The organism is Sphingopyxis sp. H073 (assembly GCF_001468395.1).
GTDB lineage: Bacteria > Pseudomonadota > Alphaproteobacteria > Sphingomonadales > Sphingomonadaceae > Sphingopyxis.
In genome coordinates this window covers 1-25,453 of sequence record NZ_LNSG01000011.1, presented here as the reverse complement: position 1 = coordinate 25,453, position 25,453 = coordinate 1, and the positions used below count along the sequence as shown (strand labels likewise).

The window sequence follows — 25,453 nt, the reverse complement described above, 5'->3', positions numbered from 1 at the left end:
TGAAATCCGATGCGACCGGCCATAGAGGCTCGGGCGCCGGTGACAAGCCAGATTACTGGCGTCAGATAATCCCGCCGCGGTCGTCGAGGAAGTCGGTGTCGGTGCGGCCCGACGATCCCTTCTGCGCCGGGCCGTTCGACCGTTTCGGCGTCTTGATCGGTTTGATCTCGTCCTCACGGATCGTGCGGCGCGGTTCGCTTTCGGGCTTGAAGGCTTCCCAGATGATCGCGGCCTTGGGGTCGGTGCCCGGCCAGCTGCCATAGACGCGGCGGCCCGACTGGCGGTCGATACGCACCATGCGAATGCCCTTCGGCGCAGTGAAGGGCACCGGCGGCGCATCCATCAGCGACCCCTGGAAGAATTCCTTGAAGATCGGCGCCGCAAGGCTGCCGCCCTGCGCATAGCCGCCCATGTTTCGCGGCTGGTCGAAGCCGATATAGACGCCCGCGATCACGTCGGGCGACCCGCCGACGAACCAGACGTCCTTCGGCCCCGAGGTCGTCCCCGTCTTGCCGAACAGCGGGACGCCGAGGTCGCGAAGGCGCACCGCGGTGCCGCGCTGGACGACGCCCTCGAGCATGTGGACGACCTGATAGGCCGTCATCGGGTCCATCAGCTGCTTGCCGGTCTTGGCAAAGCGCGGCATCGGCTTGCCGTCCCAGTCCTTCATGTTGCAGCCCTGGCAGGGCCGCCAATTCTTCGGGAAGATGACCTTGCCGCGGCGGTCCTGCGCATAGTCGATCAGGCGCGGCTTGAGTTCGCGGCCATGGTTCGCGAGCATCGCATAGGCATTGGTGATCTTCTCGACCGTAGTCGACCCGGCGCCGAGCGCGGTCGAGAGATAGGGTTCGTGCTTGCCGATGCCCATCGTCTGGATCGTCTCGACGACCGGTTCCATGCCGATCTGGCTCGCGGTCCGCACCGTCATCAGGTTGCGCGACTGTTCGAGGCCCCAGCGCATCGTATGCTCGCCCGACCCCGCGCTGCCGCCGAAGTTGCGAAAGCATTTATTGCCGAAACGCGCGCCCTGATAGACGCAGAAAGGCCCGTCGACGATCATCGTCGCGGGGGTCATCCCGTTGTCGAGTGCGGCGGCATAGACGAAGGGCTTGATCGTCGAACCCGGCTGGCGCTCGGCCTGCGTCGCGCGGTTGAAGGGCGACAGGCGGACGTCGAAGCCGCCCTGCATCGCATAGATGCGCCCCGAATGCGGGCTTTCGACGACCATCCCGCCCGACACTTCAGGGATATTCTTGAGCTGATAGACGCCGGGTGCGGTCGCCCTGACCGCGATCAGGTCGCCGGGGCGCAGCGCCGAGAAGGCCGGGCCGCCGCTCTTGCGATAGCCGAGCTGCGCCGCGCTCGCGGGCAGGCTGCCCGTGTCGCCATTGGCGAAACCGATCCGCGCGGCGCTCGCCGATTTCGACAACACTGCCGCGATCCGCCACTGGTCGTAATCAATGCCGATGAAGCTCGACGCGAGGCGGCTCTGCCACTGGTCGTCGGCTTCGATCGTCGCGATCGGCCCCGACCAGCCCTTGCCTGTGTCGTAACGGATAAGGCCGCGGCGCAGCGCTTTGGTCGTCGCCTGCTGCATCTTGCCGTCGTAGGCGGTGCGCACCCACAGACCGCCGCCATAGACCGACAGCGGACCGTCTTCGGGGGTTTCGCCGAACTGGTCGATCAGCTGTCGCCGCACCTCTTCCATGTAATAGCCGCCGACCTGCGCGATCGCGGTGTTGCCGCTGTTGGTGAGGCCGAGCGGCTGCGCCTGCGCGGCGTCGCGCTGCGCCGCCGTGATCCATCCGTTGCGGTACATTTCGGACAGCACGAAATTGCGTCGCGCCATCGCCTTGTCGGCGTTGCGCGCGCGGCCATAGGTTTCAGGTGCCTTCGGCAGGATCGCGAGAAACGCCATTTCATGGAGCGCGAGCTGGTCGACATCCTTGTCGAAATAGGCGCGCGCCGCGGCCTGTACGCCGAAGCTGCGACGGCCGAGCGGGATTTCGTTCAGATAGAGTTCGAGAATCTGCTCCTTGGTCAGCGCTGCCTCGATGCGCTTGGCGAGGATCGCCTCTCGAATCTTGCGCGTGTAGCTGACCTCATTGGTCAGCAGCAGGTTCTTCGCGACCTGCTGCGTGATCGTCGAGGCGCCTACGGGGCGGCCGCTGTTGGTGAGGTTGGTGATGATCGCGGTGACGATGCCCGGATAGTCGATCCCGCCATGTTCGAAGAAGGTGCGATCCTCGGCCGCGAGATAGGCGCGGACCAGCAGTTGCGGATATTCCGCATATTCGAGCTGGACGCGCCGCTCGCGCGCATAGCTGTGCACCGGCTTGCCCTCGGCGTCGCGGACCATCGTCGGCAGCGGCGGCTGATAATCGCGCAGTTGGTCGACCGACGGCAGGTTGCGCGCGAAGGCCACCCAGATCAGCAGCATGGCGAGCAGCCCCGCGCCCGCCAGATAGCCGAGGATGCGGAACCAGCGCCGTGTCCACATCTCGCGGAACCAGGCGATGACGGCATTGCTGTCGCGGCGCAGGCGCAGGCGGAAATGGGACGCGGTCTCGGAAGCCATATGCGAAGAGCCTCTAAAGCCTGCGTGAACGAAAGGGAAGCTGCGTTGCGGCGGTTTGCCTTACCGCGCTCTGCCGCGAGCGCTCACGGGCCATATGGCAACCAGCGTGTCGCCCTCGACGACATGATAATGATCGTAGAGGTTCACGGTCGGGTCGCAGTGCGGCACTGTCAGCGTCACCGGATCGCCGGGTATGAGCTGCTCGCCGATGCCCGGCGCGATCAGCGCCGCATGTTCGTCGCCCATGAAGACGAAGAACGCGGTTTCGGGTGCGCCGTGCCGCACCACCGCGACGCCGCCGTCGGTCGAAAGCGACTTGAATCCGGCATCGATCGTCACGAGCCCCGAATGATTGGCGCTGACCACGCGCGCGTCGACGCCGAGCGCGGTTTCGAACGGAGTGCTGTCGTTGCCGGTCAGATCGCAGTCTAGATATTGCTGGTCCATGAAGACATAGGAGCCGGCCTGCAACTCGGTGAAGACGCCGAGGTCGAGATCGATCCGGTGCGTGCCGGTGCCCGATCCGGTGACGATCTCGGGCTTGAATCCGGCCTCGGTCAGCGCCGCCATCACCGACTTTAGATAGCCGGTGCGTTCGACGATCGCCGCGCGGCGTTCGGCATAATTCTCGATATGCTGCTGTGAACCGCAGTAGAATTGCACGCCGCGCCCATTGAGGTTCGGCAGCCCCTCAATCGTCTCCGCCAGTGCGACCGCTGCCTCCGCCGACGCCACACCGGTGCGTGCGATACCGGGATCGATGTCGATGATGACGTCGAGCGTCGTCCCCGCCGTCGCAAGCGCTGCGTCGATTCGCCGGGCGACGGCGGGATGATCGACCACCGCCATCAGCCCCACGGCACGCGCCGCGAGCGCGGCAAGCCGTTCGATCGCACGCGGCGCCGCGACGGGTGAGGTGATCAGGATGCCGGTTATCCCGCCATCGCACAGGACTTCGGCCTCGCCGATCTTCGCGCAGCACACGCCGAGCGCGCCCGCGCCGATCTGGCGCAGCGCGATGTCGACGCTCTTGTGCGTCTTCGCGTGCGGACGGAGCCCCACGCCATGCCGCGCCGCCAGTTCGGCCATCGCGGCGATATTGCGGTCGAGCGCTCCCCGGTCGAGCACGAGCACGGGCGTGTTGAGATCGGCGCGCGACCCCTGCCGACCGATCAGATGCGCGTGCAGGGTCAAATCGTCGCTCATGAAAACAGGCTCTCCAGATGCGCGTTGAGAAATTTGCCGTGCGGGTCGGCGGCGCGGCGTGCGGTGCGATAGTGCTCGGCCATCGGGTAAAGCGCGTCGACGTCATCGCGCGTCAGCGTGTGGCGCTTCGCCCAGTGCGGCCGTCCGCCGAAGCTGCGGAAGATCGCCTCGGCGCCCGCAAAATGGCTTTGCCACGGCATCCTGGCATATTGGTGCATCGAAATCGCCGCGACGGGTCCGGCGTTCATCGGGCTCATCCAGATATCATCGGCCGCGACGGTGCGATATTCGAAGGGGAAGGTCACCGGCAGCCGCTTCTTGCGAATCCAGCCAACGACTTCGTCCAGCGCCGCCAGACCCGCCGCGCGCGGCAGTTCATATTCCATTTCCTCGAAGCGGATCGTCCGGTCGGACGGAAAGATCGCATGGGCGGGGCCGTGGCGATGTCCGTCGAACCGCGTCCGCATGATCGCGCGCTGCAGGAAGGGGGTGAGGAAGGGCAGTTTCGCGGCGATATCGAGCACGCGGCGAAAGGCGCTCTCCTCCATGTCGGTCGTCGAGGGCGGCGGATCGCAAGGGTCGCACGGCGTGAGCGTCTTCAGGATCACGTCGTCGGCGTGCGGAAAGAGCCAGAATTCGATGTGGCGGTGCTGCGAAGCAAGCTCGTCATAGCTTTCGCGCACCTCGCTCCAGCGCCGCTTCTCGATCCGCTCCTCGAGATGATAGGCGGGAACGACGGCGACCTCGATTTCTGTCGCGATCCCGAACATCCCGAGCGACAGCCGCTGCGCCTGATAGAGGTCCGCTTCGGTCGCGGCGTCGCACCACCGCGTCGCACCGTCGGCGCCAACCAGACGAAAACCGCGCGCCATCGTCGCCAGCGAACCAAGGTCGATGCCGGTGCCGTGTGTGCCGGTCGCCATCGCGCCTGCAAGCGACTGCGGATTGACGTCGCCCTGATTGGCGAGCGACAGGCCCGCCTCCCAAAGCGCTGCGGTCAGCTTCCTGATGCTCCAGCCCGCCGGAATGTGCGCGGTGGTCCGGTCGGCGGCTATCCGCATCTCTCCGGCCAGCCGGTCGAGGCCGAGGATCAGTTCGTCCGACTGGCAGAGCGGCATGAAGCTGTGCCCGGCGCCGGTCGCGCGGACCTTGCCCGCGCGGCGTACGAGCGCGGCCAATTCGTCTTCGCTTTGCGGCCTTGCGACCTCGGCGGGCGCGGTCACGCTGCCCGACCAGTTGCTCCACCCCATCGATCTCTCCCGTCGCCGGCAAGCTGTCGGCGCGCCGGGCGATGGTCAAGGCGTTTCAGCGCGCGGCGGCGATCTTCCGTGCGAAATGAATCTGCACCGCGTCGCGTACTCCGCGCGCGACCTTTTTCTGCCCACCCTTCGACGTCAGAAACTCGGAATCGCCCTTGTTCGAGATGAAGCCCGTCTCGAACAGCACCGAGGGCGTATCGGGCGCCTTGAGCACGACGAACGACGCGAAACGGTGCGCGGTCGTCCGGAAGGTCATCTCGTCCGATGCCTCGCGCTGCAGCAGCCTCGCGAAATCCGACGCGACATTCATCGTCTCGCGTTGCGTGAGGTCGAGCAGGATAGACGATACGTCGTTGCTGTGCGCGCCAAGGTCTACGCCGTTGATGATGTTCGCCTTGTTCTCGCGCGCCGCGAGCCGCGCGGCTTCACGGTCGGATGCGACCTCGGAGAGCGTATAGACCGACGCGCCGTTTGCCTGCTCATTCTCTGCCGCGTCGGCGTGGATCGAAAGGAACAGGTCGGCTTTCAGCCGCCGGGCGATGCCGTAACGCTCCTCTAGCACGAGGTAGCGGTCGTCGGACCGCGTAAGCGCGACGCGGACGCGGCCCCCGGCGACCAGATCGTCGCGGATCGCGCGCGCGAGCTCCAGCGTCAGATCCTTTTCGCGCTTGCCGCTGTAGGGAGAAGTCGCGCCCGGATCGTGTCCGCCGTGCCCGGCGTCGATCACCACGAGCGGCAGGCGCGGATTGTCGGGGCCTTCGATCCGCGGCAGGGCCACTGCGGGCTTGGGCTTGCCGATCGGAACAGTGACGCTGTAGCGCTTTTTCGGGCGATCGGCGCGCAAGAAACCGGCGTGTCGCGCCGCTTCGCTCCGGCGAGGATGCAGCGCGGCTTCGACCGGAAGCGCCGGGGCCGGTGCGATTGCCACGAGGAGAAAGGGCAGGATCATCGTCATTCCATGGCGCCGGGGCAATCCAACAGGGCAAATCCCTTATTAGCCAGCCTGTGTCAAACGGCGGTTAACCACGCCGGACGCATGCGGCAAAGACGGGAGAATGCGGCGAGATGGTTGCAATGTGGTCACACTCTCCCATCTTTATCGGGTGGTGGAGGTTGCCGTCGGCCCATGCCGATGCTAGCACCCTGCCACGACGGAGGACTTTCCGGCTCCGTCCGGCCTTTTGAGGGGAAGAGGCCTGATCTCGCGAATCGCGGATCATGGCCGCCCCGGTGCCGGACCTGCCGAAAATCTCGCTCCGTCGATCCACCCGGCTGATCGGGCGGCTGACGCGATTTTTCCGACGGAAAATTGCCCCGGCTTCCCGTCCGCCCCGAAACAGGTTGATGCCGTATGAGGCTTGCCATGCCCTCTTTCGATCGCGACGCGGAGGCTTTTGCTTCCGCATGTGTCGCGGCGAAAGACCGCATGCGCGTCCACGACCGGACGCGGGCCCCGCGCGGCAATAACGTCTTTTTTTCTTTGAACCCTATCGACCGCCGCCGTCCGCCAAGGATGGTCGCGGCCTTTTTGTTTGGCGCGCCACTGCGCGCCTGGAGTGATACTAATGACCACGCGCATGTTGATCGACGCGCGGCACCGGGAAGAGACCCGGGTCGCCGTCACCAAGGGAAACCGCATCGAGGAGTTTGATTTCGAGTCCGCCGAGCACAAGCAGCTCAAGGGCAATATCTATCTGGCCAAGGTTACCCGCGTCGAACCGTCCCTGCAGGCGGCGTTCGTCGAATATGGCGGCAATCGCCACGGTTTCCTGGCCTTCAGCGAAATCCACCCCGACTATTACCAGATTCCGAAGGAAGATCGCGAGGCGCTGCTTCGCGAAGAGGCTGAACATGCCGCCGCGGCGGCGCAGCGCGCCGAGGATGACCTCGACGAGCTCGAAGGCGACGTCGCCGATGTCGAATATCATGACGACGATAACGGTGACGATAATGGCGACGCCCCGCGCGCGCCCGAAACGGTGGGCGAAGACGGCGACGATGAGCATGACGACGCCGAAGACAATGGCGAGGCCGACGGCGACGACGGGGGCGAAGAGGCCAGGGACGGCCGCGGCGATCGCCGCCGCGGGCGGAGCAAAGGCGGACGCAATGGCCGCAAGGGTGGCCGTGGCCGCCGGGGCGACGACGAAGACGGCGAAAATCGCATGTCGCTGCGCCGCCGCTACAAGATCCAGGACGTCATCCGCCGCCGTCAGGTGATGCTGGTCCAGGTCGTGAAGGAAGAACGCGGTAACAAGGGCGCCGCCCTCACCACCTATCTGTCGCTTGCCGGGCGCTATTGCGTGTTGATGCCGAACACGATGCACGGCGGCGGGATCAGCCGCAAGATTTCGAACGGCGCTGATCGCCGCAAGCTGAAGGCGATGATCGACGAACTCAACCTGCCTCCGACGATGGGCTGCATCGTCCGCACCGCGGGGATGAGCCGCACCAAGGTCGAGATCAAGCGCGACTTCGACTATCTCGCGCGCCTGTGGGACGAGATCCGCGAAAAGACCTTGGGGTCGAGCGCTCCGGCGCTGATCCACTCCGACAGCGACCTCGTCAAGCGCGCGATCCGCGACATCTATCACAAGGATATCGAGGAAGTGCTCGTCGAGGGCGACGAGGGTTACAAGGCGGCCAAGCAGTTCATGAAACTGCTGATGCCGAGCCACGCGCGGCGCGTGAAGCAATATGCCGACCCGGTCTCGCTCTATCAGCGCTACGGCGTCGAGGACCAGCTCGCGGGAATGCTCAATCCCGTCGTCCAGCTCAAGTCGGGTGGTTATCTGGTGATCAACCCGACCGAGGCACTGGTGTCGATCGACATCAACTCGGGGCGGTCGACGCGCGAGCATAATATCGAGCAGACCGCGCTCAACACCAACCTCGAGGCCGCGCACGAGATCGCGCGCCAGCTCCGCCTGCGCGACATGGCCGGGCTGATCGTCATCGACTTCATCGACATGGATCATGGTTCGAACGTCCGAAAGGTCGAACGGGCGATGAAGGATGCGCTGAAGAACGACCGCGCGCGCATCCAGGTCGGCCGCATTTCGGGCTTCGGCCTGATGGAGATGAGCCGCCAGCGCCTGCGAACCGGCGTGCTCGAAGCCTCGACCCGCCCCTGCCCGCATTGCGAGGGCACGGGCCTCGTCCGGACCGCCAGCTCGGCTGGCCTCAGTGCGCTGCGCCTGATCGAAGAGGAAGCCGCACGCGGCAAGGGCAGCAAGATCATCCTGCGCGCCAGCCAGGAGGCGACCTTCTACCTCCTCAACGAAAAGCGTCGCGAGCTGCGCGAGATCGAGGAACTCTATGGCGTCAGCGTCGAAATCCTGCCCGATGGCGAGACCGAGGGCGCGCGCATGGCGATCGAGGTTGGCGGGCCGCCGCCCGTCGCCCGCCGCAGCTTCGCGCCGATCGCCCCGATCGAGGATGACGACGACGATTTCGTCGATGAGGACGAGGAAGAAGAGGAAGAGCCCGGGGAGGCCGAAGCCGAGGAGCGCCCCGCACGCCGCGAACGACAGGAACGCCCGGAGGGCGAGGATGGCGAGGGCCGCAAGCGCCGCCGCCGCCGTCGCCGTGGACGTCGCGGTCGCCGCGATGAGGAAGGCAGCGAAGCGCCCGAGGGTGAGGCTGCCGACGGCGAGGACATTGGCGAAGATCCCCGCGAAGCGGCCGCCGAAGAGGCTGCTCCGGTAGCGGACGAAGCGGAAGAGGCGAAGCCCAAGCGCCGCCGCGGCGGACGCGGTCGCAAGAAGGTCGAAGAAGCCGAAGCCGAGCCAGTGACCGAAGAAGAAGCTGCTCCCACCGAAGCTGCGCCCGAGCCGGTTGTCGAGGAATCGCCCGCCGCCGAGGAGAAGCCGAAACGCAAGCGCGCGCCGCGCAAGACCAAGGCTGCTGCGGCTGCCGAGGCCGAGGTGCCCGAAGCCGTCGAGGCGCCCGCTGCCGAAGCACCGGCGGTCGAACCCGAGGATGATGCCGAAATCGTCAAGCCCGCGCCCAAAAAGCGTGCGAGCCGCGCGAAGAAGGCCGTCGCGGTCGAGGCTGCGCCCGAGGAAGCGACGACGAGCGACCGGGAAACGGTTGCCGCAGATGGTCAAGAGGACGGCACAGGCCCCGACGGCGAACCTCGTCGCGGTTGGTGGCAGCGCACCTTTGGCAACTGATCGACGCGGTTGACCGCAGAAACGACACGCTGACCTTGCGTCCGCGCGCGCTGAACCCCAATAAGCCTTCCATGGCTTCACTCGAGGTTCAGGCGCGCGGCGCGAGACAGTCGGCGATGACCGCTTCCCCGTCGTACAAGGCGCTCCGGGCGCATGGCCTTCGTGCGTTGCCGCGCATCCTCTTGACCTTGGTGGCGATGGTCGCCGTTGCCGTGCGGCCCGCAATGGCGCAGTCGATCCTGCGCGATGCCGAGACCGAGGCGCTGTTCCAGGACATGATGGATCCGCTGCTCGTCGCGGCGGGGCTTCAGCCGGGGCAGGTGCGTGTTCACCTGCTCGGCGACCGCAGCATCAACGCCTTCGTCGCGGGCAGCCAGGACATTTATGTCTTCAGCGGACTGATCGAGGCTGCCGACAGTGCCGAAGAAGTGCAGGGCGTGCTCGCGCACGAACTCGGGCACATCATGGGCGGCCACGCGATCCGCGCGAGCGAGGGGGCCAAAACCGCGACCGGCATTTCGCTTCTCAGCCTGCTGCTCGGCGCAGCGGCGATGGCGGCGGGCGGCGGCGAGGCCGGCATGGGTATCTTGATGGCGGGCCAGCAGGCCGCGCTCGGCAAATATCTCGCCTTCACCCGCGTCCAGGAATCGACCGCCGACGCGGCGGGCGCGCAATATCTGTCGAAGGCCGGGATCAGCGGTCGCGGCAGCCTCGCCTTCTTCAAGAAGCTTCAGAATCTCGAGTTCCGCTATGGCATCAAGCAGGACGACGATCAGGCCTATGGTCGTACCCACCCGATGTCGGGCGATCGCATCCAGGCGCTACGCGAAGTCTATGTCGTCGACCCGGCGTGGAGCAAACCCGCCGACCCGGCGATCGAGGCGCGTTTCCAGCGGATCAAGGCGAAACTGTCGGGCTATATCGCCGACCCCGACCGTACCTTGCGCAAATATCCTGAAAGCGACACGAGCATCCCGGCGCGCTACGCCCGCGCCTATGCCTGGCACAAGACCGCTTACCCGGATAAGGCGCTCGGCGAGGTCAAAGGGTTGCTGAAAAGCAACCCGCACGACCCCTATTTCCTCGAGCTCGAAGGACAGGTCCTGCTTGAATCGGGGCGGCCGAAGGACGCGATTCCGCCGTTGCGCGAGGCGGTGGCCAACTCGCGCTCGCAACCGCTGATCGCCGCAACGCTCGGCCACGCACTTATCGCGACCGAAGATCCCGGCAATTTCGCGGAAGCGGAAAAGGTGCTCAAGACCGCGGTTGCGCTCGACAACCAGAATCCTTTCGCTTGGTACCAACTCGGCATCGTCTACGCGAGCAAGGGCGATCAGCCGCGCGCGGCTCTCGCTTCGGCCGAGCGTTACAGCCTTGAGGGTGGACAGTCGGCGCTGGCGCTGCGTAATGCCGAAACCGCGATGCAGGGGTTGGCCGAAGGGTCGCCCGACTGGATCCGTGCACAGGATATTGCGCTGGTGTCGCGCGCCGAGGTGGAACAGGCGCGCAAAAGACGCTAGATTCGAACGAGATACGATGGGGACGCATCGCCGTCGGCGATGCACAAGGGCGACAAGTGACTGACAGGAAAGACGATTATTACCAGCCGTGGCTGCGCGACCCGGCCCCGACGCCCGGGAGCGCACCCATGCGCGACACGCTTGACCAGGGCGGATTGGCAAAGCCGAAGGACGAACCGCCGGTCGGCATCGACCTCGCGCGCTACAGGGCGGGCGACAAGCCGCGCGACCCGCTGGTCAAACCCGAAGCGATCAAGGCAGGGGCCGCGAACCTGTGGGACCGCATCCGCGACGGCGCCGAAGCCTTCGCCGACTGGACGATCGACGTCGGCGAGCGGGCCGACATTCCTGCACGTGTCGAAGCGATGGAAATCCCGCGCCGTTCGCGCGAACTTGCCGCGAAAACCGGTGAACTGACCGCCCGCGCCGCCCGCGCGGTGGGGCGCGGATCGGCGAAAGCGAGCCGTGCCGCCGCCCGCGCGAGCGGCGAGGCGTGGGACAAGATGGCGATCGGCGACAAGGTTTCGCGATTGTCGCGAGAGGCCGGGCGCGGGCTCGGCGAGGTTGCCGACAAGGCGAAGGCCGGCATCGGCAACGCCGCGCGGGCCGGCGGCGAAACGATCCGCGACGGGATCGGCGGCGCCGCGACCAAGCTGCGGCCCGCACCGCGCGAGGAACTGGCACCGCCGCCGTCGGGGCTCGAGCAACTGCTCGCCCGCGAAGAAGCCGGGGCTCGCATCGCCGAGGCGCCGGCAGCGGCTCCCGATCTGCCGCTGTTCGCTGGCGAATCGATTGAGGCAGCTGCGCGGCGTCCCGCGAAATCAGCGAGGACCAAGGCTGCTTCGGCAGCGCCGCCGCCGTCGGTTTCGGGGCCGGCCGATGACGAGCGCACGCCCTATCGTCCGGCAGCGTCGCGTCCCGCCTCCGCGGCGCCCACTCTGCCTGCGCCGCTCTGGGCAGTTGCGCTCGGCGCGCTGTTGCTGCTTGGCGCGACCTTCTGGCTCGGCGGCCGCTTCGGCGGAGGCATGAGCAAGAGCGAGGTCGAGACGATCGTCGCCGACTATATTCGCGCGCACCCCGAGATCGTGCCCGAAGCCTTCGAGGCGCAGCGGAACAAGGAAATGGCGAAGGCCGTCGACGCGGTGCGTCCGGCGCTCGAGAAGCCCTATGCCGGTGCCTGGGCTGGCAATGCCGACGGCGACGTTACCCTCGTCGTCTTCACCGACTATGCCTGCGGCTTCTGCCGCGCGAGCGTTCCCGACGTTGACCGGCTGATCCGCGAAGACAAGCGGCTGAAGGTCGTGTTTCGCGAACTGCCGATCATCTCGCCGCAGAGCCGCGACGCCGCGATCATGGCGCTCGCCGCCGCGCGGCAAGGCAAATATGACGCCTTCCACCACGCAATGTTCCAGGCGTCGTCGCTCGACCCGTCGGCGATCGCGTCCGCCGCCTCGCGCGCCGGCGTAGTCACCGACGGCAGCGCCGACGCGACCGCGAACGAGGCCTTGTTCCAGCGCGAGATCGATTCGAACCTCGCGCTCGCGACGCAGTTGCAGCTAAACGCGACCCCGACCTGGATCGTCGGCGACCAGCTGTTCCAGGGCCAGGTCGGTTATGACGCGCTGCGCCGCGCGATCGCCAAGGCGCGATCGAAGGCATGATCGGCGCGACCACCGCGCAGCAAGCCATTGACGCCGCGATGCGCAACCCGGCGATGCTTTCGGCCGCCGAGGCGCTCGCCGAAAACCGCCTCCACGATGCCGAGCCGCTTCTCAAGGGCCGGCTCAGGCAGAATCCGTTTGACGTCGTCGCCATGCGCATGCTGGCTGAACTGGCAGGGCGAATCGGCCGCATGCAGGACGCGGAGAAGCTGCTTCGCCGGGCCGTCGAGCTAGCACCCGATTTCCTGACCGCCAAGTCGAACCTCGCGATGGTCCTGCACAAACAGGCGCGGTCGGCGGAAGCGATCCCCATCCTCGACGAAATCGCGGCCGCCGACCCGGGCCGGATGGCAAATGCCAATCTGCGCGCCGCGGCACTCGGCCGGATCGGCGAATATGACGAGGCGTTGGAAATCTATGCATCGGTGCTCGAAAAGCGCGCCGACCATCCGAAGATCTGGATGTCTTACGGACACATGCTCAAAACCGTCGGTCGCCAGCCGGAGTCCATATCGGCCTATCGCCGCGCGATCGACCTGCAACCCGGCCTTGGTGAAGCGTGGTGGAGCTTGGCCAATCTGAAGACGGTGCGATTCAGCGCGGCGGACATCGCGGCCATGACCGACGCCCTCGCTGGCTCCACCCTGACCGACGAAGATCGCTTCCATCTCCATTTCGCGCTGGGCAAGGCCCATGACGATGCGGACGATGTCGCCGCAGCTTTTGCCCACTATGCCGAAGGCAACCGTCTCCGCCGACCGCTGGTCGACTATGATCGCGATGATACGCGCGCACAGGTCGATCGGGCGATCGGCCTGTTCACACCCGAATTTCTGTCGGCCCGCGCGGGCGTCGGGACGCCCGCGTCTGATCCGATCTTCGTGCTTGGCATGCCGCGCGCGGGATCGACGTTGATCGAACAGATACTGGCGAGCCACCCGGCGATCGAAGGCACCATGGAGTTGCCCGACCTCCCCGTCATCGCAGCGCGCGCAAAGGCCGCGCATGGCGGGATCGTCGGCATGGATGCGGCGACGCTGGCCGCTCTCGGCTCGGAATATCTCGATCGCACGCGTGTCCATCGCAAATCGGACAAGCCGCTGTTCATCGACAAGCTGCCGAACAACTGGCTTCATGCCGGCTTCATTCATCTCATCCTGCCGAACGCGCGAATCATCGACGCGCGCCGTAACCCGCTCGACTGCTGCTTCTCCAACTTTCGGCAGCATTTCGCGCGCGGCCAGGGCTTCTCCTACGACCTCGTTGATCTTGGCCGTTACTATGCCGACTATGTCGCGCTGATGGATCATTTCGACGCGGTGCTTCCGGGGCGTATCCATCGCGTTTTTCACGAACGGCTGCTCGACGATCCGGAGGCGGAAGTGCGGTCGCTGCTTGCCCACATCGGGCTCGATTACGACCCTGCATGCCTGCGGTTCCACGAAAATGGCCGTGCCGTCCAGACGGCCAGTTCCGAACAGGTGCGGCGGCCGATCAACCGCGAAGGCGTCGGTGCCTGGAAACGGTACCGAGCCTACCTTCAGCCCCTTCGCGATGCGCTGGGCGACGTGGTCGACGATTATCCCGCCTGAGCCGTTTCTTCCGGTCACAAGTGCGCCGCAAAATTGTTGCTATTCGGCAACAATGCATATTATTTCGCGCCGCACCATAAGTTGCTGATCGAACAATCCTTGCGTTCGATCAAGACCTCGCGGCTAATGACGCATCGGCGTATGCGAGGGGGTCTGATATGCGATTGTCCAACAAGACTATTACAAAAGCCGGCGGCATGCTGCTGGCTACGACGATGCTTTGCACATCGGGCGTCGCCATGGCCCAGCAGGCCAATGCCGACGACGGCAACGAAATTGTCGTCACCGCGAACAAGCGCGAACAGAATATTCAGGACGTACCGATCAGCATCACGGCGCTGACGTCCGACGCGCTTGAGCAAAATCAGGTTTCGCGCTTCGACGACTATGTGAAGCTGCTTCCCAGCGTTAGCTATCAGTCCTTCGGCCCCGGACAGTCGCAGCTTTATTTCCGCGGCATTGCAACCGGCGGCGACGGCCTCGCTTCGGGACCACTTCCCGGCAGCGGTCTCTACATCGACGAAATTCCCGTCACGACCATCTTCAGCTCGGTCGACATCCACGCGTATGACATGGCGCGCGTCGAAGCGCTCGCTGGCCCACAAGGTACGCTTTATGGCGCCAGTTCGCTGTCCGGTACGCTGCGGCTCATCACCAACAAGCCCGATACAAGCGGCTTCTCGGGTTCGGTCGACGCCGAAGTCAACAAATATGGCGATGGCGACTTCGGCGGCTCGCTCGAAGGCTATGTAAACCTGCCACTCAATGACCGCATGGCGCTGCGCGTGATGGGCTTCTACGAACGCGAGGGCGGCTATATCGACAACACCCTCGCCACCCGAACCTATTTGCGCCCCAACACGACGACCGGCGGCGACGCGCCCCTGACCATTTCCAACGCCGACTTGGCCGAGGATGATTACAATGATGTCGAAACCTATGGCGGCCGCGCCGCTCTGGGAATCGAGCTCGACGATGACTGGACGGTGACGCCGGCCTTGATCTATCAGCATCAAAAGACGAACGGCCAGTTCCTGTTCGATCCGCGCGCGGGCGATCTCGAAAACCACGACTTCGTGCCCAGCCGGACGCTCGACAAATGGTATCTCGCGTCGCTCACGATCCAGGGCAAGCTCAGCGACTGGGACGTGACCTATTCGGGGTCCTATTTCAACCGCAAGTTCGACAGCTTCGCCGACTATTCCTACTTCAACGTCGCCTATGACAGTTATGTCGACTATAATTATCTGGTCGACAGCCAGGGCAACGACATTGATCCGACCCAGACGGTTCGCGGCTTCGACAAATATGAGAAAATGGCGCATGAACTGCGCGTAAGCTCGCCCGCCGCGGATCGTTTCCGCATGACGGCCGGCATCTTCATGCAGCGCCAGGTCGACGATCGCATCGCCGAATATATTACGGAGGGGCTCAGCGACGCCGTTGCCCCGTTCAGCCCGCCAGTCCCCGGCGGCGGTCCAAACGATGTCTTCTACACCGAAATTCACCGCGTCGACCGCGACTATGCGGTGTTCGGCGAGGCGGCTTTCGACATTCTGCCCAACCTCACCCTGCTCGGCGGTATCCGCGGTTTCATCGCGCACAATACGCTCGAAGGGTTTTCGGGCGGTGCGGGCGCCGTCGACCGCCAGATCACCGTCTTTGGATGCACCGGCACGACGGCGCAGGAATGCCCCAACATCGACAAGAAATATGTCGAAAGCGGCGAGACCCACAAGGTCAACCTGACGTGGAAGGTCGACGACGACCGTATGCTCTATGCGACCTATTCGACCGGTTTCAGGCCCGGCGGCAACAACCGCGACGCCTTCGCACTGGGGCAGCTTCAAAGCATCCCGCCTTACCAGGCCGACACGCTGACCAACTATGAAATCGGTTGGAAAACGCAATTTTTTGACCGGAAACTCCGAATCAACGGTGCGCTCTTCTGGGAAGAGTGGAAGGATGTTCAATATAGCCTTCCCGGTCTTCTGGGGATTTTCTACACCGTCAACGCGGGGGCGGCACGATCGCGCGGGATCGAAGCCGATATCAACTGGCGGCTCGGGGACCTGACGCTTGCCGCATCCGGCACCTATGTCGACGCGAAACTCACCAAGCCGTTCTGCGATGTCATCAACGGGTGCGATCCCGCGAATGGTGGTTCGATCATCGCGGCGTCGGGTTCGCGCTTGCCGGTTACGCCGAAGGTGAAGGTTAACGGCAGTGCCCGCTATGTCTTCCGGTTCGGCCAGAACGAGGCTTATGTCCAGGCCGGGGTCAATTATCAAAGCGGGACGATCTCATCCCTGGTGCCCGCCGACGCAACGGCGATCGGACCGACGGAGGGCTTCGTGACCGCCGACTTCTCTCTCGGCTACGAATGGGGCAACTATTCGATCGGCGCCTATGTTCAGAACATCTTCGACGAACGGGGAATTCTCAGCAAAAACGTCACCTGCGCGCCAAGCATCTGCGGTTCCTACGCCAGGCTCTATCCTACGAAGCCGAGAATTTTCGGATTGAAGGCTGGCGCCAAGTTCTGATCGCCGTGCAAACCGCCAACCCAATCGAAAGGCCGGGCCAAAAGCTCGGCCTTTTGATGTGCATCGCGCTCGGCATGGGCAATATGATCGGGTCGGGGGTGTTCCTGCTCCCGCGCGACCTTGCCCCGCTCGGGTGGAACGCCGTGATCGGCTGGGGCGTGACGATCACCGGAACGCTGTGCCTCGCGCTGATCTTTGCGCGCCTGTCGCGCCGCCTGCCGGGCGGCAGTGCGGCCTTCACCTATGCCAATGCGGCCTTCGGTCCCGGGGTCGGTTTCATCGTCGCGTGGAGCTACTGGATCAGCTGCTGGACCGCCAACGCGACGCTGGCGGTTGCGGCGATCAGCAACCTGTCCGTCGTTGCCCCGCGGCTGGGGGAGAAGGGGCCACTCGCGGCGCTGCTTGCGATCGGCTTTTTGTGGTTCTTTACGCTGATCAACCTCACCGGCGTGCGGCGTGCGGGGAATACGCAGGTAATCACGCTCCTGCTAAAGCTGGTGCCGGTTATCGGAGCCATCGGCGTCGCGCTATGGCTGCTCGGTACGGGTGAGGCGCGCGTCGAGGGGATGGCACACACCGCGCCGGTCAGCCTGTCGGCGATCAGCGGCGCCGCGACGCTGACATTGTTCGCGCTGCTCGGCTTCGAAAGCGCGGCAATTGTCGGCGATCGCGTAAGGGATCCCGAACGCACGATCCCGCGCGCGACATTAATCGCGGCGGCGGCGACCGGCCTGCTTTACCTCCTCTCCTGCACCGCGGTGACCTTGCTGCTGCCGGTCGACACGCTCCAGCAGTCCAACGCGGCCTATGCGACCTTCTTCGGCGCCTTTGTAAGCCCGACGGCGGGTGACGTCGTCGCGATCTTCGCTGCGATCGCCGCGCTCGGCGCGCTCAACGGCTTCGTCCTGCTACAGGGCGAGATTCCCCGCGAACTGGCGCACCGCCGTCTTCTCCCGTCGCTGCTCGGCCACGACAACCGGTTCGGCTCGCCCCTCGCCGCACAGATCCTGTCGAGCGCGCTCGCGAGCTTCGTCGTTTACGCCAATTATTCGCGCGGACTGGCCGGGCTCTTCACCTTCATGGTGCTGGTAACGACCTCGACGGCGATCATCCTCTATGTCGTCGGCAGCCTCGCCGCACTGAAGCTCGAACATCGCGGCGAGCTGCGCGTGTCGCCGGGCTTCGCGGCGGTCACGCTCGTCGGTGCAGCCTATAGCTGCTGGGCTTTTTACGGCGCCGGGCTGGAGGCGAGCTTGTGGAGCCTGGCGATGACCGCGGCGGGGCTTCCCATCTATTTCCTGATGCGTCGCTCAGCGCCAGCGTGGCGCGAAGAAGCCCCGATCGCGTAGGATCACCTGCGCGGCGTTGTGCCCCGGTGCGCCGGTCACGCCGCCGCCCGGGTGCGTGCCCGCACCGCACATATAGAGTCCTTTGACCGGTCCGCGATAGCCGCCGTTGCCCAGCACCGGGCGCGCGGCCCAGAGCTGGTCGAGGCTCATATTGCCGTGCATGATGTCGCCGCCGACGAGGCCGAACTTGCGTTCGAGCCCCTTGGGGCTGAGGATCTGGCGCCCGACGATCGACGCGCGGAAGCCGGGAGCATGCGCCTCGACGGTGTCGATGATCGTATCGGCGGCCTTGCCCTCCTCGGCGTCCCAGTCGCGGCCGCCCGGAAGCTCGGGCGCGAATTGCTGGCAGAAAAGGCTCGCGACATGCTGGCCCGGAGGCGCCAAGCTGTCGTCGACGGTCGAGGGGATGAGCATTTCGACGATCGGCTTCTTCGACCAGCCACGCTCTTTCGCGTCGAGGAAGGCCTTGTCCATATAGTCGAGCGTCGGGGCGATGATGATCCCCGACTGGTGATGCTCGCCGGGCTCGGGCAGGCAGGTAAATTTCGGCAGCTCGCTGAGTGCGACATTCATCCGGAAGGTGCCACTGCCCGCCTTGAACGCCTTGATGCGGCGGCGGAACTCGGGGGCGATATCGCCTTCGTCGAACATCCGTTCGTAGAGCAATTTCGGCCCGACATTGGCTATTACGCGCGTGGCGGCGATTTCCTCGCCGCCAACCAGCTTGACCCCGACCGCCTTGCCGCCGTCGACCAGCACCTTGTCGACCGGGCTTTCGAGGCTGATCTCGACGCCGAGCTGGGTGCACACCTTCGCCATCATCTGGGTGATCGCGCCCATGCCGCCGACGCTGTGGCCCCACGCGCCCTTCTTGCCGTTCACCTCGCCGAAGACGTGATGGAGGAGGACATAGGCGCTGCCGGGCGTATCGGGGCTGGCGTAGTTGCCGACGACCGCGTCAAAGCCGAAGGCGGCCTTGACCGCTTCGCTTTCGAACCAGCTGTCGAGGAAGGTGCGCGCCGACTTGGTGAACAGTTCGAGCACGTCGCGCTGCTGCGAGAGGCTGAGTTTGGTGAGCCCGCGCCCCTGCCGTGCGGCGTCGAGCAATGTCTTGAACCCATCCCCGACATTCGGCGGCGATTTGAGCGCGAGGTCACGCAGCACGTCGGCGACGCCCTCGAGCATGTCATAATATTCGGGCAGGCGCGCGGCATCATGCGCCGAGAAGCGCGCAAATTCCTTTTGCGTGCGTTCGAGCCCGCCGCCGAGCTTCAGATAGCCGCCATCCTCCTGCGGCAAGAAATTGCTGATCGGGCGTTCGATGACGCGATAGCCATGATCGGCGAGCTTCATGTCCGCGATCACCTTCGGCTGGAGCAGGCTGACCGTGTAGCTCGCGACCGAATTGCGGAACCCCGGCGCAAATTCCTCGGTCACCGCGGCGCCGCCGACGACGTCGCGCGCCTCGACGATGCGGACCTTGAGCCCCGCCTTCGCGAGATAGAAGGCGCAGACGAGGCCGTTGTGGCCGGCACCGATAATCAGGGCGTCATAGGCTTTGGTCATGAAAATTCTTTCGCAAGCGGGGATTGGACATGCTGGCGGCCGAAGCCGAGGCCGAGGATACGGCCCGGAATGCGGCGGAGCAGGGGGATGGCATCGAGCAGGCGGACGGCGAAGGGCACGCGGGTGATTTCGCCGCGCAGCATCGGTTCGATGACGCGCTGGTGCGCGAAACGCTGGATCGCCTGCATCCGCGTGGTCGGCGTCCAGCGGCGCGCCTGCACCGTCGCGAGCAGCGGATCGGGATCGGCGTTTGCGGCGAGCGGTGCGGCGAGCATGTTCGCCGCCGCGACGGCATCCTGTACCGCGAGGTTGATCCCGACGCCGCCGACCGGCGACATCGCATGCGCCGCATCGCCGATCGCGAGCAGGCCGGGACGCGACCAGCGCGTCAGCCGGTCGAGCGCAACCGAGAGCAATTTTACATCATCGAAGCTCTGGATCGCATCGATGCCGGCGGCGAGGCCCGGCGCAATCTCGACGATACGATCGCGAAAGGCGGCGATCCCGCGCGCCTCGATCGGCGCGAAGCCTCCCTTTTCGATAATCTGCGCGCATTGCCAATAGTCGCCGCGCGGGATCGCGACGACCATGCCGCCCTTGTCGATCGTGCCGAGCGCGACCTCGGACATATCCATGCCCGCGGGAACGGGGACGCGGAACCACAGCACGTCCATTGGCGCGCCGAGATCCTCCCGCGGCAGCTCGGCGGCGTCGCGCAGCACCGAGCGGCGGCCGTCGGCGGCAATGACGAGGCGAGCGGGCAGCGTCTCCCCGGTCGCGAGCGTCACGCCGCTGACCCGACCCGCGGCATCACTAGTCAGCCCGGTGGCCTCGGTCGACATGCGCAGGTCGAAGGTCGGGTAGCGCTTGCCCTGTCCGGCGATGAAATCGAGCAGATCCCATTGCGGCATCATCGCGACGAAGCGTGCCGCGACGGGAAGATGCTTCATCGTCGCGATCGTATATTGACCGCCGAGCAGATCGAGCGTCATCGTGTCGATCGCAGCGTGCGGTTCCTTCAGCAACTCTTCGAGCAGCCCGATCTCGTTGAATAGCTCGAGCGTCGAGGGGTGTACGGTGTCGCCGCGGAAATCGCGGAGGAAATCGGCATGTTTTTCGAGGATGGTGACGGGAACGCCGGCGCGGGCAAAGAGCAGCCCCGCGACCATGCCGGCGGGTCCGCCGCCGACGATGATGACCCGGCGAACGTCAGCCATATCAGTCTCCGTTCGTGTCGAGCGAAGTCGAGACACCGTGAGGCAGCGCACTCCCGATGGGCATCTCGACTTCGCTCGATGCGAACGGGAAAATTATCGTCATGCCCGGCTCCACCCCGGCGGCGGAGCCTGCTCGTGCCGCGCTTCGGGGATCAGGTCGCGCATCCGCGAGCAGAAATGCTTGAGGCACACTTCCTTGTCGCTGAGCGGGCCCATCGAGAAGCTTTTCGACTGCATGCCCATCTGGACGCGCGTGATCAGTTCGGTGTCCTCGGCATTGACCTGGCGATTGATCCGCCAGTTGAGATAGCGCGCGGCCTTCATCTCGCGGCGCTCATCGGGGAGCACATAGGAAATTTCGCGGATCAGGCAGCTCGTCGGTCCGGTCGGCAGCCATTGCATGAAATCGACCTGGTCGGGATAGATGTCGAAAGCGACATTCGGCCACAGCTTGAAATAGAGCCAGTGACGCTGACGGGTTTCGGGTAGGTGCGGCACCGGCGGCAGCAGCCGCTGGTACATGCGTTCGGACCAGTTGACCGACGGGCGGTCGATCAGATCGCCCCACATGCGGTCGACACGATCCTCGGCCTCGACGCCATAGCTCTTGCCGAACAGGCGGGTGAGGCCGGGATGCGCGACCGGGATGTGGAGACCGTCGGAATAATTGTCGCCGACATTTTTCCAGTTCACCGCGCGCGGGCGCATGGTGACCCGGCCCAGCGCGCCGAGTTCCTCGAAACGGTACGGGTCGATCATCGCCTCATAGGGCGCCATCATGCCAGAAACCGACGGGCCGCCATCGTCCTCCAGCCGAACGAACCAGAAGCCGCGCCATTGTTCGAGCCCGACGGGCACGAGTCCGGCCTTGTCCTTGTCAAGGGTCGGATAGCTCGCGCTGTCGGGTACGCCAGAGAGCCGCCCGTCGAGTTCGTAGGTCCAGGCATGATAGGGACAGACGAGCTTCTTCGCGCAGCCCGTCGCGCCATCGACGAGGCGGGAGCCGCGGTGGCGGCAGACGTTGGTGAAGGCGCGCACGACGCGGTCGGTGCCGCGCGCGAGAATCACGCTCTCGCCGCAATAGTCGATGCTATGCCAGTCGCCGGTGTTCGGGATGTCGCTGTCGTGGCAGACGACCTGCCAGCTCGGGCGGAAGATGCGGTCCATTTCGGCGGCGTAGAAGTCGGGGTCGCTGTAGGTCCAGGCGGGGAGCGACCAGCCGTCCAGCGAATCGGTGGGGAGCGGGTCGATGGTGTCGAAGGTGTCGCGCAGCGTTGCCATGGTTCGTTCCTTGTTGTACGATTGTATAACAACATGACCGCCGCTCGCCAAGCCTTTACGCGCGAAAGCGCCGATGCCCGCCGGGCGGACCTGATCGAGGCGACCGCGGCGGTGCTGGCCGCACATGGCCTCGCGGGGACGAGCGTCCGCGCGATCTGCGCGCAGGCGGGGGTGTCGCCCGGGCTGCTGCGCCACTATTTCGAGGGAATCGACGACCTGGTCGCCGCGACCTATCAGGCGACGAGCGACCGGATGGACGCGATCTTCGCGGGCGCGGTGGAAGGGGCCGGCGCCGATCCGCGCGCGCGGTTGTCGGCTTACCTCACCGCGAGCTTCCGCGCGCCGGTGACCGATCCCGAACTGCTCGGCGCATGGACCGCCTTCTGGGCGCTGGCGCGGAGTGACGCGCGGATGGCAGCGATCCACGCGACGAGCTACGCCGGCTATCGCGCGCGCCTCGGCGAATTGCTCGTCGCGTGCGGCGCGCGCGATCCCGACCGTCTGGCGATCATGCTGACCGCGATGGTCGACGGCCTGTGGCTCGAACTGTCGCTCGACGCCGCGAGCTTCGGCGCCGACGCCGCGGCGCAGATGGTCGAACGCGCGCTGGCCGCGCTGCTGCCCTAGCCGCCGATTGCGTAACGCTGGACCGTCGCGCCGACCTCGGCGAGGATCGTTTCGCGGTCGAGCGCGACGACGGGAGGCAGCGCGAGGACGTAGCGCGTGAGCGCGAGGCCGAGGATCTGGCTGGCGACGAGCCCGGCGCGTTGCGACGCGGTTGCGGGCGGACCGAGCGACAGCAGCACGGGCAGCACCTGGGCCGCGAACAATTGCTGGATTCGCGACGCCGCGAATTCGTTCGACGCCGCCGAACGGAGCAGGACCGGCAGGCCGCCGTTCGCGCTGTCGCCCTCCCACAGCGCGAGGAAATGCGCGACGAGCGTCCGCCCGACATGCGCGGGATCGATGCTGGCGACATCGGGCAGGCCCAGGTCGAAATCGGCGACCTCGGCAAACAGGCGGTCCTTGCTGCCGAAATAGCGGATCACCATCGCGGGATCGATCGCCGCCGCCGCGGCAATGTCGCGAATCCCCGTCCGCTCATAGCCATGCTCGGCGAACAGCCGCCGCGCGGCCGCTTCGATCGCCGCGCGCGTGCGTTCCGATTTCTTCATTTTCAACGGCTTGTCGACCATGGCGCAACATTTATCAACGACTGTTGACAAAAACAAGACCATGTGAGAAAAGTCAACAAATGTTGACAAAAGGAGTCGAGACGATGAAGACGAAGACCGACGTGCTGATCGTCGGCGCCGGCCCCACCGGGCTCGCGCTCGCCACCGCGCTGCAGCAGGCGGGGATCGACCATCTGCTGATCGACCGGCTGGAAGCGGGCCTCAATCTGTCGCGCGCCGGGGTGATCCATGCGCACACGCTGGAAATGCTCGAACCGCTGGGCGTCGTGCCGCAGATGCTGGCCGCGGGCCTGAAGATGACGCGCTTTGCGGTGCGCGACCGGCGCCACCGGCTGCTGTCGATCGATTTCGACCGGCTGCCGTCGCGCTATCCCTTCGTGCTGATGCTGCCGCAGGACGTCACCGAACGCATCCTGACCGAGCGGCTCGCCGCGCTCGGCGGCCGGGTGCATCGCGGCGTCGAGGCGCTGGACCTCGCGCAGGATGCGGACGGCGTGACGGTGCGCGTGACGACCGGCAGTGGCGAGCGGACGATCCGCGCCCGCTACGTCGTCGGCGGCGACGGGATGCACAGCAGGGTGCGCGAGGCGTCGACCATCGCCTTCGAGGGCGGACGCTACGAAGAGAGCTTCGTGCTGGCCGATGTGAGCTTCGCGGTGCCCCCGCGCGAGCAGGAGGTGTCGCTGTTCTTCTCACCCGCGGGGATGGTCGTGGTCGCACCGCTGCCCGGCGGACGCCATCGTATCGTCGCGACGCACCGCCACGAAGGCGAGCGCCCCGATCGTGCCGCGATCCAGCATTTGCTCGACACGCGCGGCCCCGCGCGCGGCGGGCCGGCGGTCGTCCCGGTCGTCGCCGAAGTCCACTGGAGTTCGGCGTTCCGCGTCCACCACCGCGTCGCCGACACCTATCGGGACGGTCGGCTGCTCGTCATGGGCGACGCCGCGCATGTCCACAGCCCCGCGGGCGGGCAGGGGATGAACACCGGGATCGTCGATGCGATGCTGCTGGCACCGTTGCTGGCGCGCGTCGTGCGCGGCGCGCCCGAAAGCCTGCTCGATGCGTATGGCGCGCGGCGCCGTCCGGCGGCCGAGGCGGTGCTGGGGCTGGCGGGACGGCTGACGAAGCTGGCGCTGGTTCGCGGGCGGGTCCGGCGCGGGGTGCGCAACCTGTTGCTGCGGACACTCGACTGGGTGCCACCGTTCAAGGCGAAGCTGGCGCTGCAACTATCGGGGATCGCGCGGCGCGAGCTGGCGGTGGCCCCGGGCGGAGACGCGGGTTCGGCGGGGGAGGGTGATGCGACGGGGTGGCGGCTTGCGGCCTGAAGGTGGCGGAGTGCGTCACCGGGGCTCTGCGGCGTTGATGACCGCGATGGGGTGGAAAGCCGTCGTTAAACTCCTTCGTTCACAGAGACTAATCGGATCGGCAATGCTCGGTATTCCAGGGAGGCGGCGCAGGTAAATCAGAAGAGCCTATTGGAAAGGGCAAGATTGGATTGACCCGCAAGCAGGGAATTGGACGATGAGGATTCTCGGAATAAAGATCTTAACGGCAATTCTGATGTTTCGTGCATCTTCGGCCCTAGCTTGCCCCCCGCTACCGCCTCCTCCGCCCGATCGTAACCTTGGAGCGGAAGCGCGCGAAGCGGCGACCGAGCGGTTCAAAAACTCATATAACATTGTCTACGGTGTCATCACCGACGCGCCAAAAAACGGCGGGAAAGCACAATTTAGGGTGATCCATGTTTATGCAGGTTCATTGAAGGTCGACGAGCAGTTGGATGCTTGGGCCGTCGACTATTTCGCGATCCATAGAGCAAATTGTCCGATCTATCGTGCTGTCTTCCCCGAGGCAGGAGAGTATGGAGTGTTGGCCTTCCGAGGCAATCTTCCGGTCATTGATTTCGTGGATAGTTGCACGCTCGATTTCTGGTTTCGGAACAAGTGGATAAAGCGGGCAACCCCGCCTCTGCCTCTCAAGAGCCGGGGCCTCAGCTGCCAAGTTTACGATTTCAAACCCATTGCAGGCACGGAGTAGCTACGTCCGCTTTCGGCCGTATGCTGTCATTCGTCATCCCGGACTTGATCCGGGATCCACCGCAGCGCTGAAGTCATGGACCCCGGATCAAGTCCGGGGTGACGATGATGGATAGGGCAGCTTCCGGTCGTTAGCCGCCATTCGTGCCGATCTGGAGCGGATGACTGCTAACGACCGTTTTTTGCCGTTTAAGCCGAGGAATAGGCTTCCTAATTGCGGACGTAACGAGTTGGTGGCATCACAGCCCGATGAATAACGAGCACGAGCAGG

General features: G+C 65.4%; 16 protein-coding genes and 1 pseudogene. 9 read left to right on the top strand and 8 right to left on the bottom strand.

What is annotated here, in order from left to right; genetic code table 11:
* Positions 1 to 61: 61 nt before the first annotated feature.
* The 4 genes and pseudogenes from ATE64_RS17765 to ATE64_RS17750 all read right to left on the bottom strand — a co-directional run.
* On the bottom strand, positions 62 to 2,578 hold the full coding sequence (locus ATE64_RS17765; protein ID WP_058456299.1) for a PBP1A family penicillin-binding protein: 2,517 nt from the start codon (positions 2,576 to 2,578) through the stop codon (positions 62 to 64).
* A gap of 60 nt (positions 2,579 to 2,638) precedes the next feature.
* On the bottom strand, positions 2,639 to 3,784 hold the full coding sequence (locus tag ATE64_RS17760; protein WP_058456298.1) for a DSD1 family PLP-dependent enzyme: 1,146 nt from the start codon (positions 3,782 to 3,784) through the stop codon (positions 2,639 to 2,641).
* Positions 3,781 to 5,034, bottom strand: a complete 1,254-nt coding sequence (locus ATE64_RS17755) for a D-arabinono-1,4-lactone oxidase (protein ID WP_058456297.1) — start codon at positions 5,032 to 5,034, stop codon at positions 3,781 to 3,783. Before ATE64_RS17755 ends, ATE64_RS17760 begins: the two co-directional genes overlap by 4 nt.
* A gap of 55 nt (positions 5,035 to 5,089) precedes the next feature.
* Positions 5,090 to 5,881, bottom strand: a pseudogene (locus ATE64_RS17750) (N-acetylmuramoyl-L-alanine amidase); the annotation flags it as partial.
* 727 nt (positions 5,882 to 6,608) lie between these two features.
* Between ATE64_RS17750 and ATE64_RS17745 the strand changes: the two are divergent.
* The 6 genes from ATE64_RS17745 to ATE64_RS17720 all read left to right on the top strand — a co-directional run bounded on the left by ATE64_RS17745 (position 6,609) and on the right by ATE64_RS17720 (position 17,886).
* On the top strand, positions 6,609 to 9,218 hold the full coding sequence (locus ATE64_RS17745; RefSeq protein WP_058456296.1) for a ribonuclease E/G: 2,610 nt from the start codon (positions 6,609 to 6,611) through the stop codon (positions 9,216 to 9,218).
* Between the two features lie 197 nt (positions 9,219 to 9,415).
* Positions 9,416 to 10,738: a M48 family metalloprotease gene (locus tag ATE64_RS17740; protein ID WP_058456378.1), complete on the top strand. Its 1,323-nt coding sequence runs from the start codon at positions 9,416 to 9,418 to the stop codon at positions 10,736 to 10,738.
* Positions 10,739 to 10,794: 56 nt separating this feature from the next.
* Positions 10,795 to 12,399, top strand: coding sequence for a thioredoxin domain-containing protein (locus ATE64_RS17735; protein WP_058456295.1), 1,605 nt, complete (start codon positions 10,795 to 10,797; stop codon positions 12,397 to 12,399).
* Entirely contained in the window at positions 12,396 to 13,991 is a 1,596-nt protein-coding gene (locus ATE64_RS17730) for a sulfotransferase (protein ID WP_058456294.1), read from the top strand. The genes ATE64_RS17735 and ATE64_RS17730 overlap by 4 nt, the downstream gene beginning before the upstream one ends.
* A gap of 197 nt (positions 13,992 to 14,188) precedes the next feature.
* The gene (locus tag ATE64_RS17725; protein WP_197410169.1) at positions 14,189 to 16,537 is read left to right on the top strand and encodes a TonB-dependent receptor; all 2,349 of its coding nucleotides are present in this window, start codon (positions 14,189 to 14,191) and stop codon (positions 16,535 to 16,537) included.
* A gap of 56 nt (positions 16,538 to 16,593) precedes the next feature.
* Complete coding sequence (locus tag ATE64_RS17720) at positions 16,594 to 17,886, top strand: amino acid permease (RefSeq protein ID WP_058800178.1); 1,293 nt, start codon at positions 16,594 to 16,596, stop codon at positions 17,884 to 17,886.
* On the opposite strand, the gene ATE64_RS17715 is transcribed toward ATE64_RS17720, so the two are convergent.
* The 3 genes from ATE64_RS17715 to ATE64_RS17705 form a co-directional block, all read right to left on the bottom strand.
* Entirely contained in the window at positions 17,848 to 19,452 is a 1,605-nt protein-coding gene (locus tag ATE64_RS17715; protein WP_058456291.1) for an NAD(P)/FAD-dependent oxidoreductase, read from the bottom strand. The genes ATE64_RS17720 and ATE64_RS17715 overlap by 39 nt on opposite strands.
* Positions 19,449 to 20,669 carry an FAD-dependent oxidoreductase gene (locus ATE64_RS17710; RefSeq protein WP_058456290.1) on the bottom strand — a complete coding sequence of 407 codons (1,221 nt, stop codon included), beginning with the start codon at positions 20,667 to 20,669 and terminating at the stop codon, positions 19,449 to 19,451. The genes ATE64_RS17715 and ATE64_RS17710 overlap by 4 nt, the downstream gene beginning before the upstream one ends.
* A 99-nt stretch (positions 20,670 to 20,768) precedes the next feature.
* Complete coding sequence (locus ATE64_RS17705; protein ID WP_058456289.1) at positions 20,769 to 21,950, bottom strand: aromatic ring-hydroxylating dioxygenase subunit alpha; 1,182 nt, start codon at positions 21,948 to 21,950, stop codon at positions 20,769 to 20,771.
* Positions 21,951 to 21,983: 33 nt separating this feature from the next.
* Between ATE64_RS17705 and ATE64_RS17700 the strand changes: the two genes are divergently transcribed.
* A complete protein-coding gene (locus tag ATE64_RS17700; protein ID WP_058456377.1) occupies positions 21,984 to 22,577 on the top strand; it encodes a TetR family transcriptional regulator C-terminal domain-containing protein in 594 nt (197 codons plus the stop codon).
* Here ATE64_RS17700 and ATE64_RS17695 read toward each other — a convergent pair.
* The gene (locus ATE64_RS17695; RefSeq protein WP_197410168.1) at positions 22,574 to 23,125 is read right to left on the bottom strand and encodes a TetR family transcriptional regulator; all 552 of its coding nucleotides are present in this window, start codon (positions 23,123 to 23,125) and stop codon (positions 22,574 to 22,576) included. The genes ATE64_RS17700 and ATE64_RS17695 overlap by 4 nt on opposite strands.
* 104 nt (positions 23,126 to 23,229) lie before the next feature.
* Between ATE64_RS17695 and ATE64_RS17690 the strand changes: the two genes are divergently transcribed.
* Positions 23,230 to 24,471, top strand: a complete 1,242-nt coding sequence (locus ATE64_RS17690; protein ID WP_197410167.1) for an FAD-dependent monooxygenase — start codon at positions 23,230 to 23,232, stop codon at positions 24,469 to 24,471.
* Positions 24,472 to 24,667: 196 nt separating this feature from the next.
* Positions 24,668 to 25,183: a hypothetical protein gene (locus ATE64_RS21795; protein ID WP_156416602.1), complete on the top strand. Its 516-nt coding sequence runs from the start codon at positions 24,668 to 24,670 to the stop codon at positions 25,181 to 25,183.
* Positions 25,184 to 25,453 lie beyond the last annotated feature (270 nt).

Bases quoted from the DNA above. Each gene is read 5' to 3' on its own strand.
- ATE64_RS17755 (WP_058456297.1), bottom strand. From the start codon at position 5,034: ATGGGGTGGAGCAACTGGTCGGGCAGCGTGACCGCGCCCGCCGAGGTC.
- ATE64_RS17765 (WP_058456299.1), bottom strand. From the start codon at position 2,578: ATGGCTTCCGAGACCGCGTCCCATTTCCGCCTGCGCCTGCGCCGCGAC.
- ATE64_RS17700 (WP_058456377.1), top strand. From the start codon at position 21,984: ATGACCGCCGCTCGCCAAGCCTTTACGCGCGAAAGCGCCGATGCCCGC.
- ATE64_RS17715 (WP_058456291.1), bottom strand. From the start codon at position 19,452: ATGACCAAAGCCTATGACGCCCTGATTATCGGTGCCGGCCACAACGGC.
- ATE64_RS17725 (WP_197410169.1), top strand. From the start codon at position 14,189: ATGCTGCTGGCTACGACGATGCTTTGCACATCGGGCGTCGCCATGGCC.
- ATE64_RS17690 (WP_197410167.1), top strand. From the start codon at position 23,230: ATGAAGACGAAGACCGACGTGCTGATCGTCGGCGCCGGCCCCACCGGG.
- ATE64_RS17760 (WP_058456298.1), bottom strand. From the start codon at position 3,784: ATGAGCGACGATTTGACCCTGCACGCGCATCTGATCGGTCGGCAGGGG.
- ATE64_RS17710 (WP_058456290.1), bottom strand. From the start codon at position 20,669: ATGGCTGACGTTCGCCGGGTCATCATCGTCGGCGGCGGACCCGCCGGC.
- ATE64_RS17705 (WP_058456289.1), bottom strand. From the start codon at position 21,950: ATGGCAACGCTGCGCGACACCTTCGACACCATCGACCCGCTCCCCACC.
- ATE64_RS17730 (WP_058456294.1), top strand. From the start codon at position 12,396: ATGATCGGCGCGACCACCGCGCAGCAAGCCATTGACGCCGCGATGCGC.
- ATE64_RS17745 (WP_058456296.1), top strand. From the start codon at position 6,609: ATGACCACGCGCATGTTGATCGACGCGCGGCACCGGGAAGAGACCCGG.
- ATE64_RS17720 (WP_058800178.1), top strand. From the start codon at position 16,594: ATGTGCATCGCGCTCGGCATGGGCAATATGATCGGGTCGGGGGTGTTC.
- ATE64_RS17695 (WP_197410168.1), bottom strand. From the start codon at position 23,125: ATGAAGAAATCGGAACGCACGCGCGCGGCGATCGAAGCGGCCGCGCGG.
- ATE64_RS17740 (WP_058456378.1), top strand. From the start codon at position 9,416: ATGGTCGCCGTTGCCGTGCGGCCCGCAATGGCGCAGTCGATCCTGCGC.
- ATE64_RS21795 (WP_156416602.1), top strand. From the start codon at position 24,668: ATGAGGATTCTCGGAATAAAGATCTTAACGGCAATTCTGATGTTTCGT.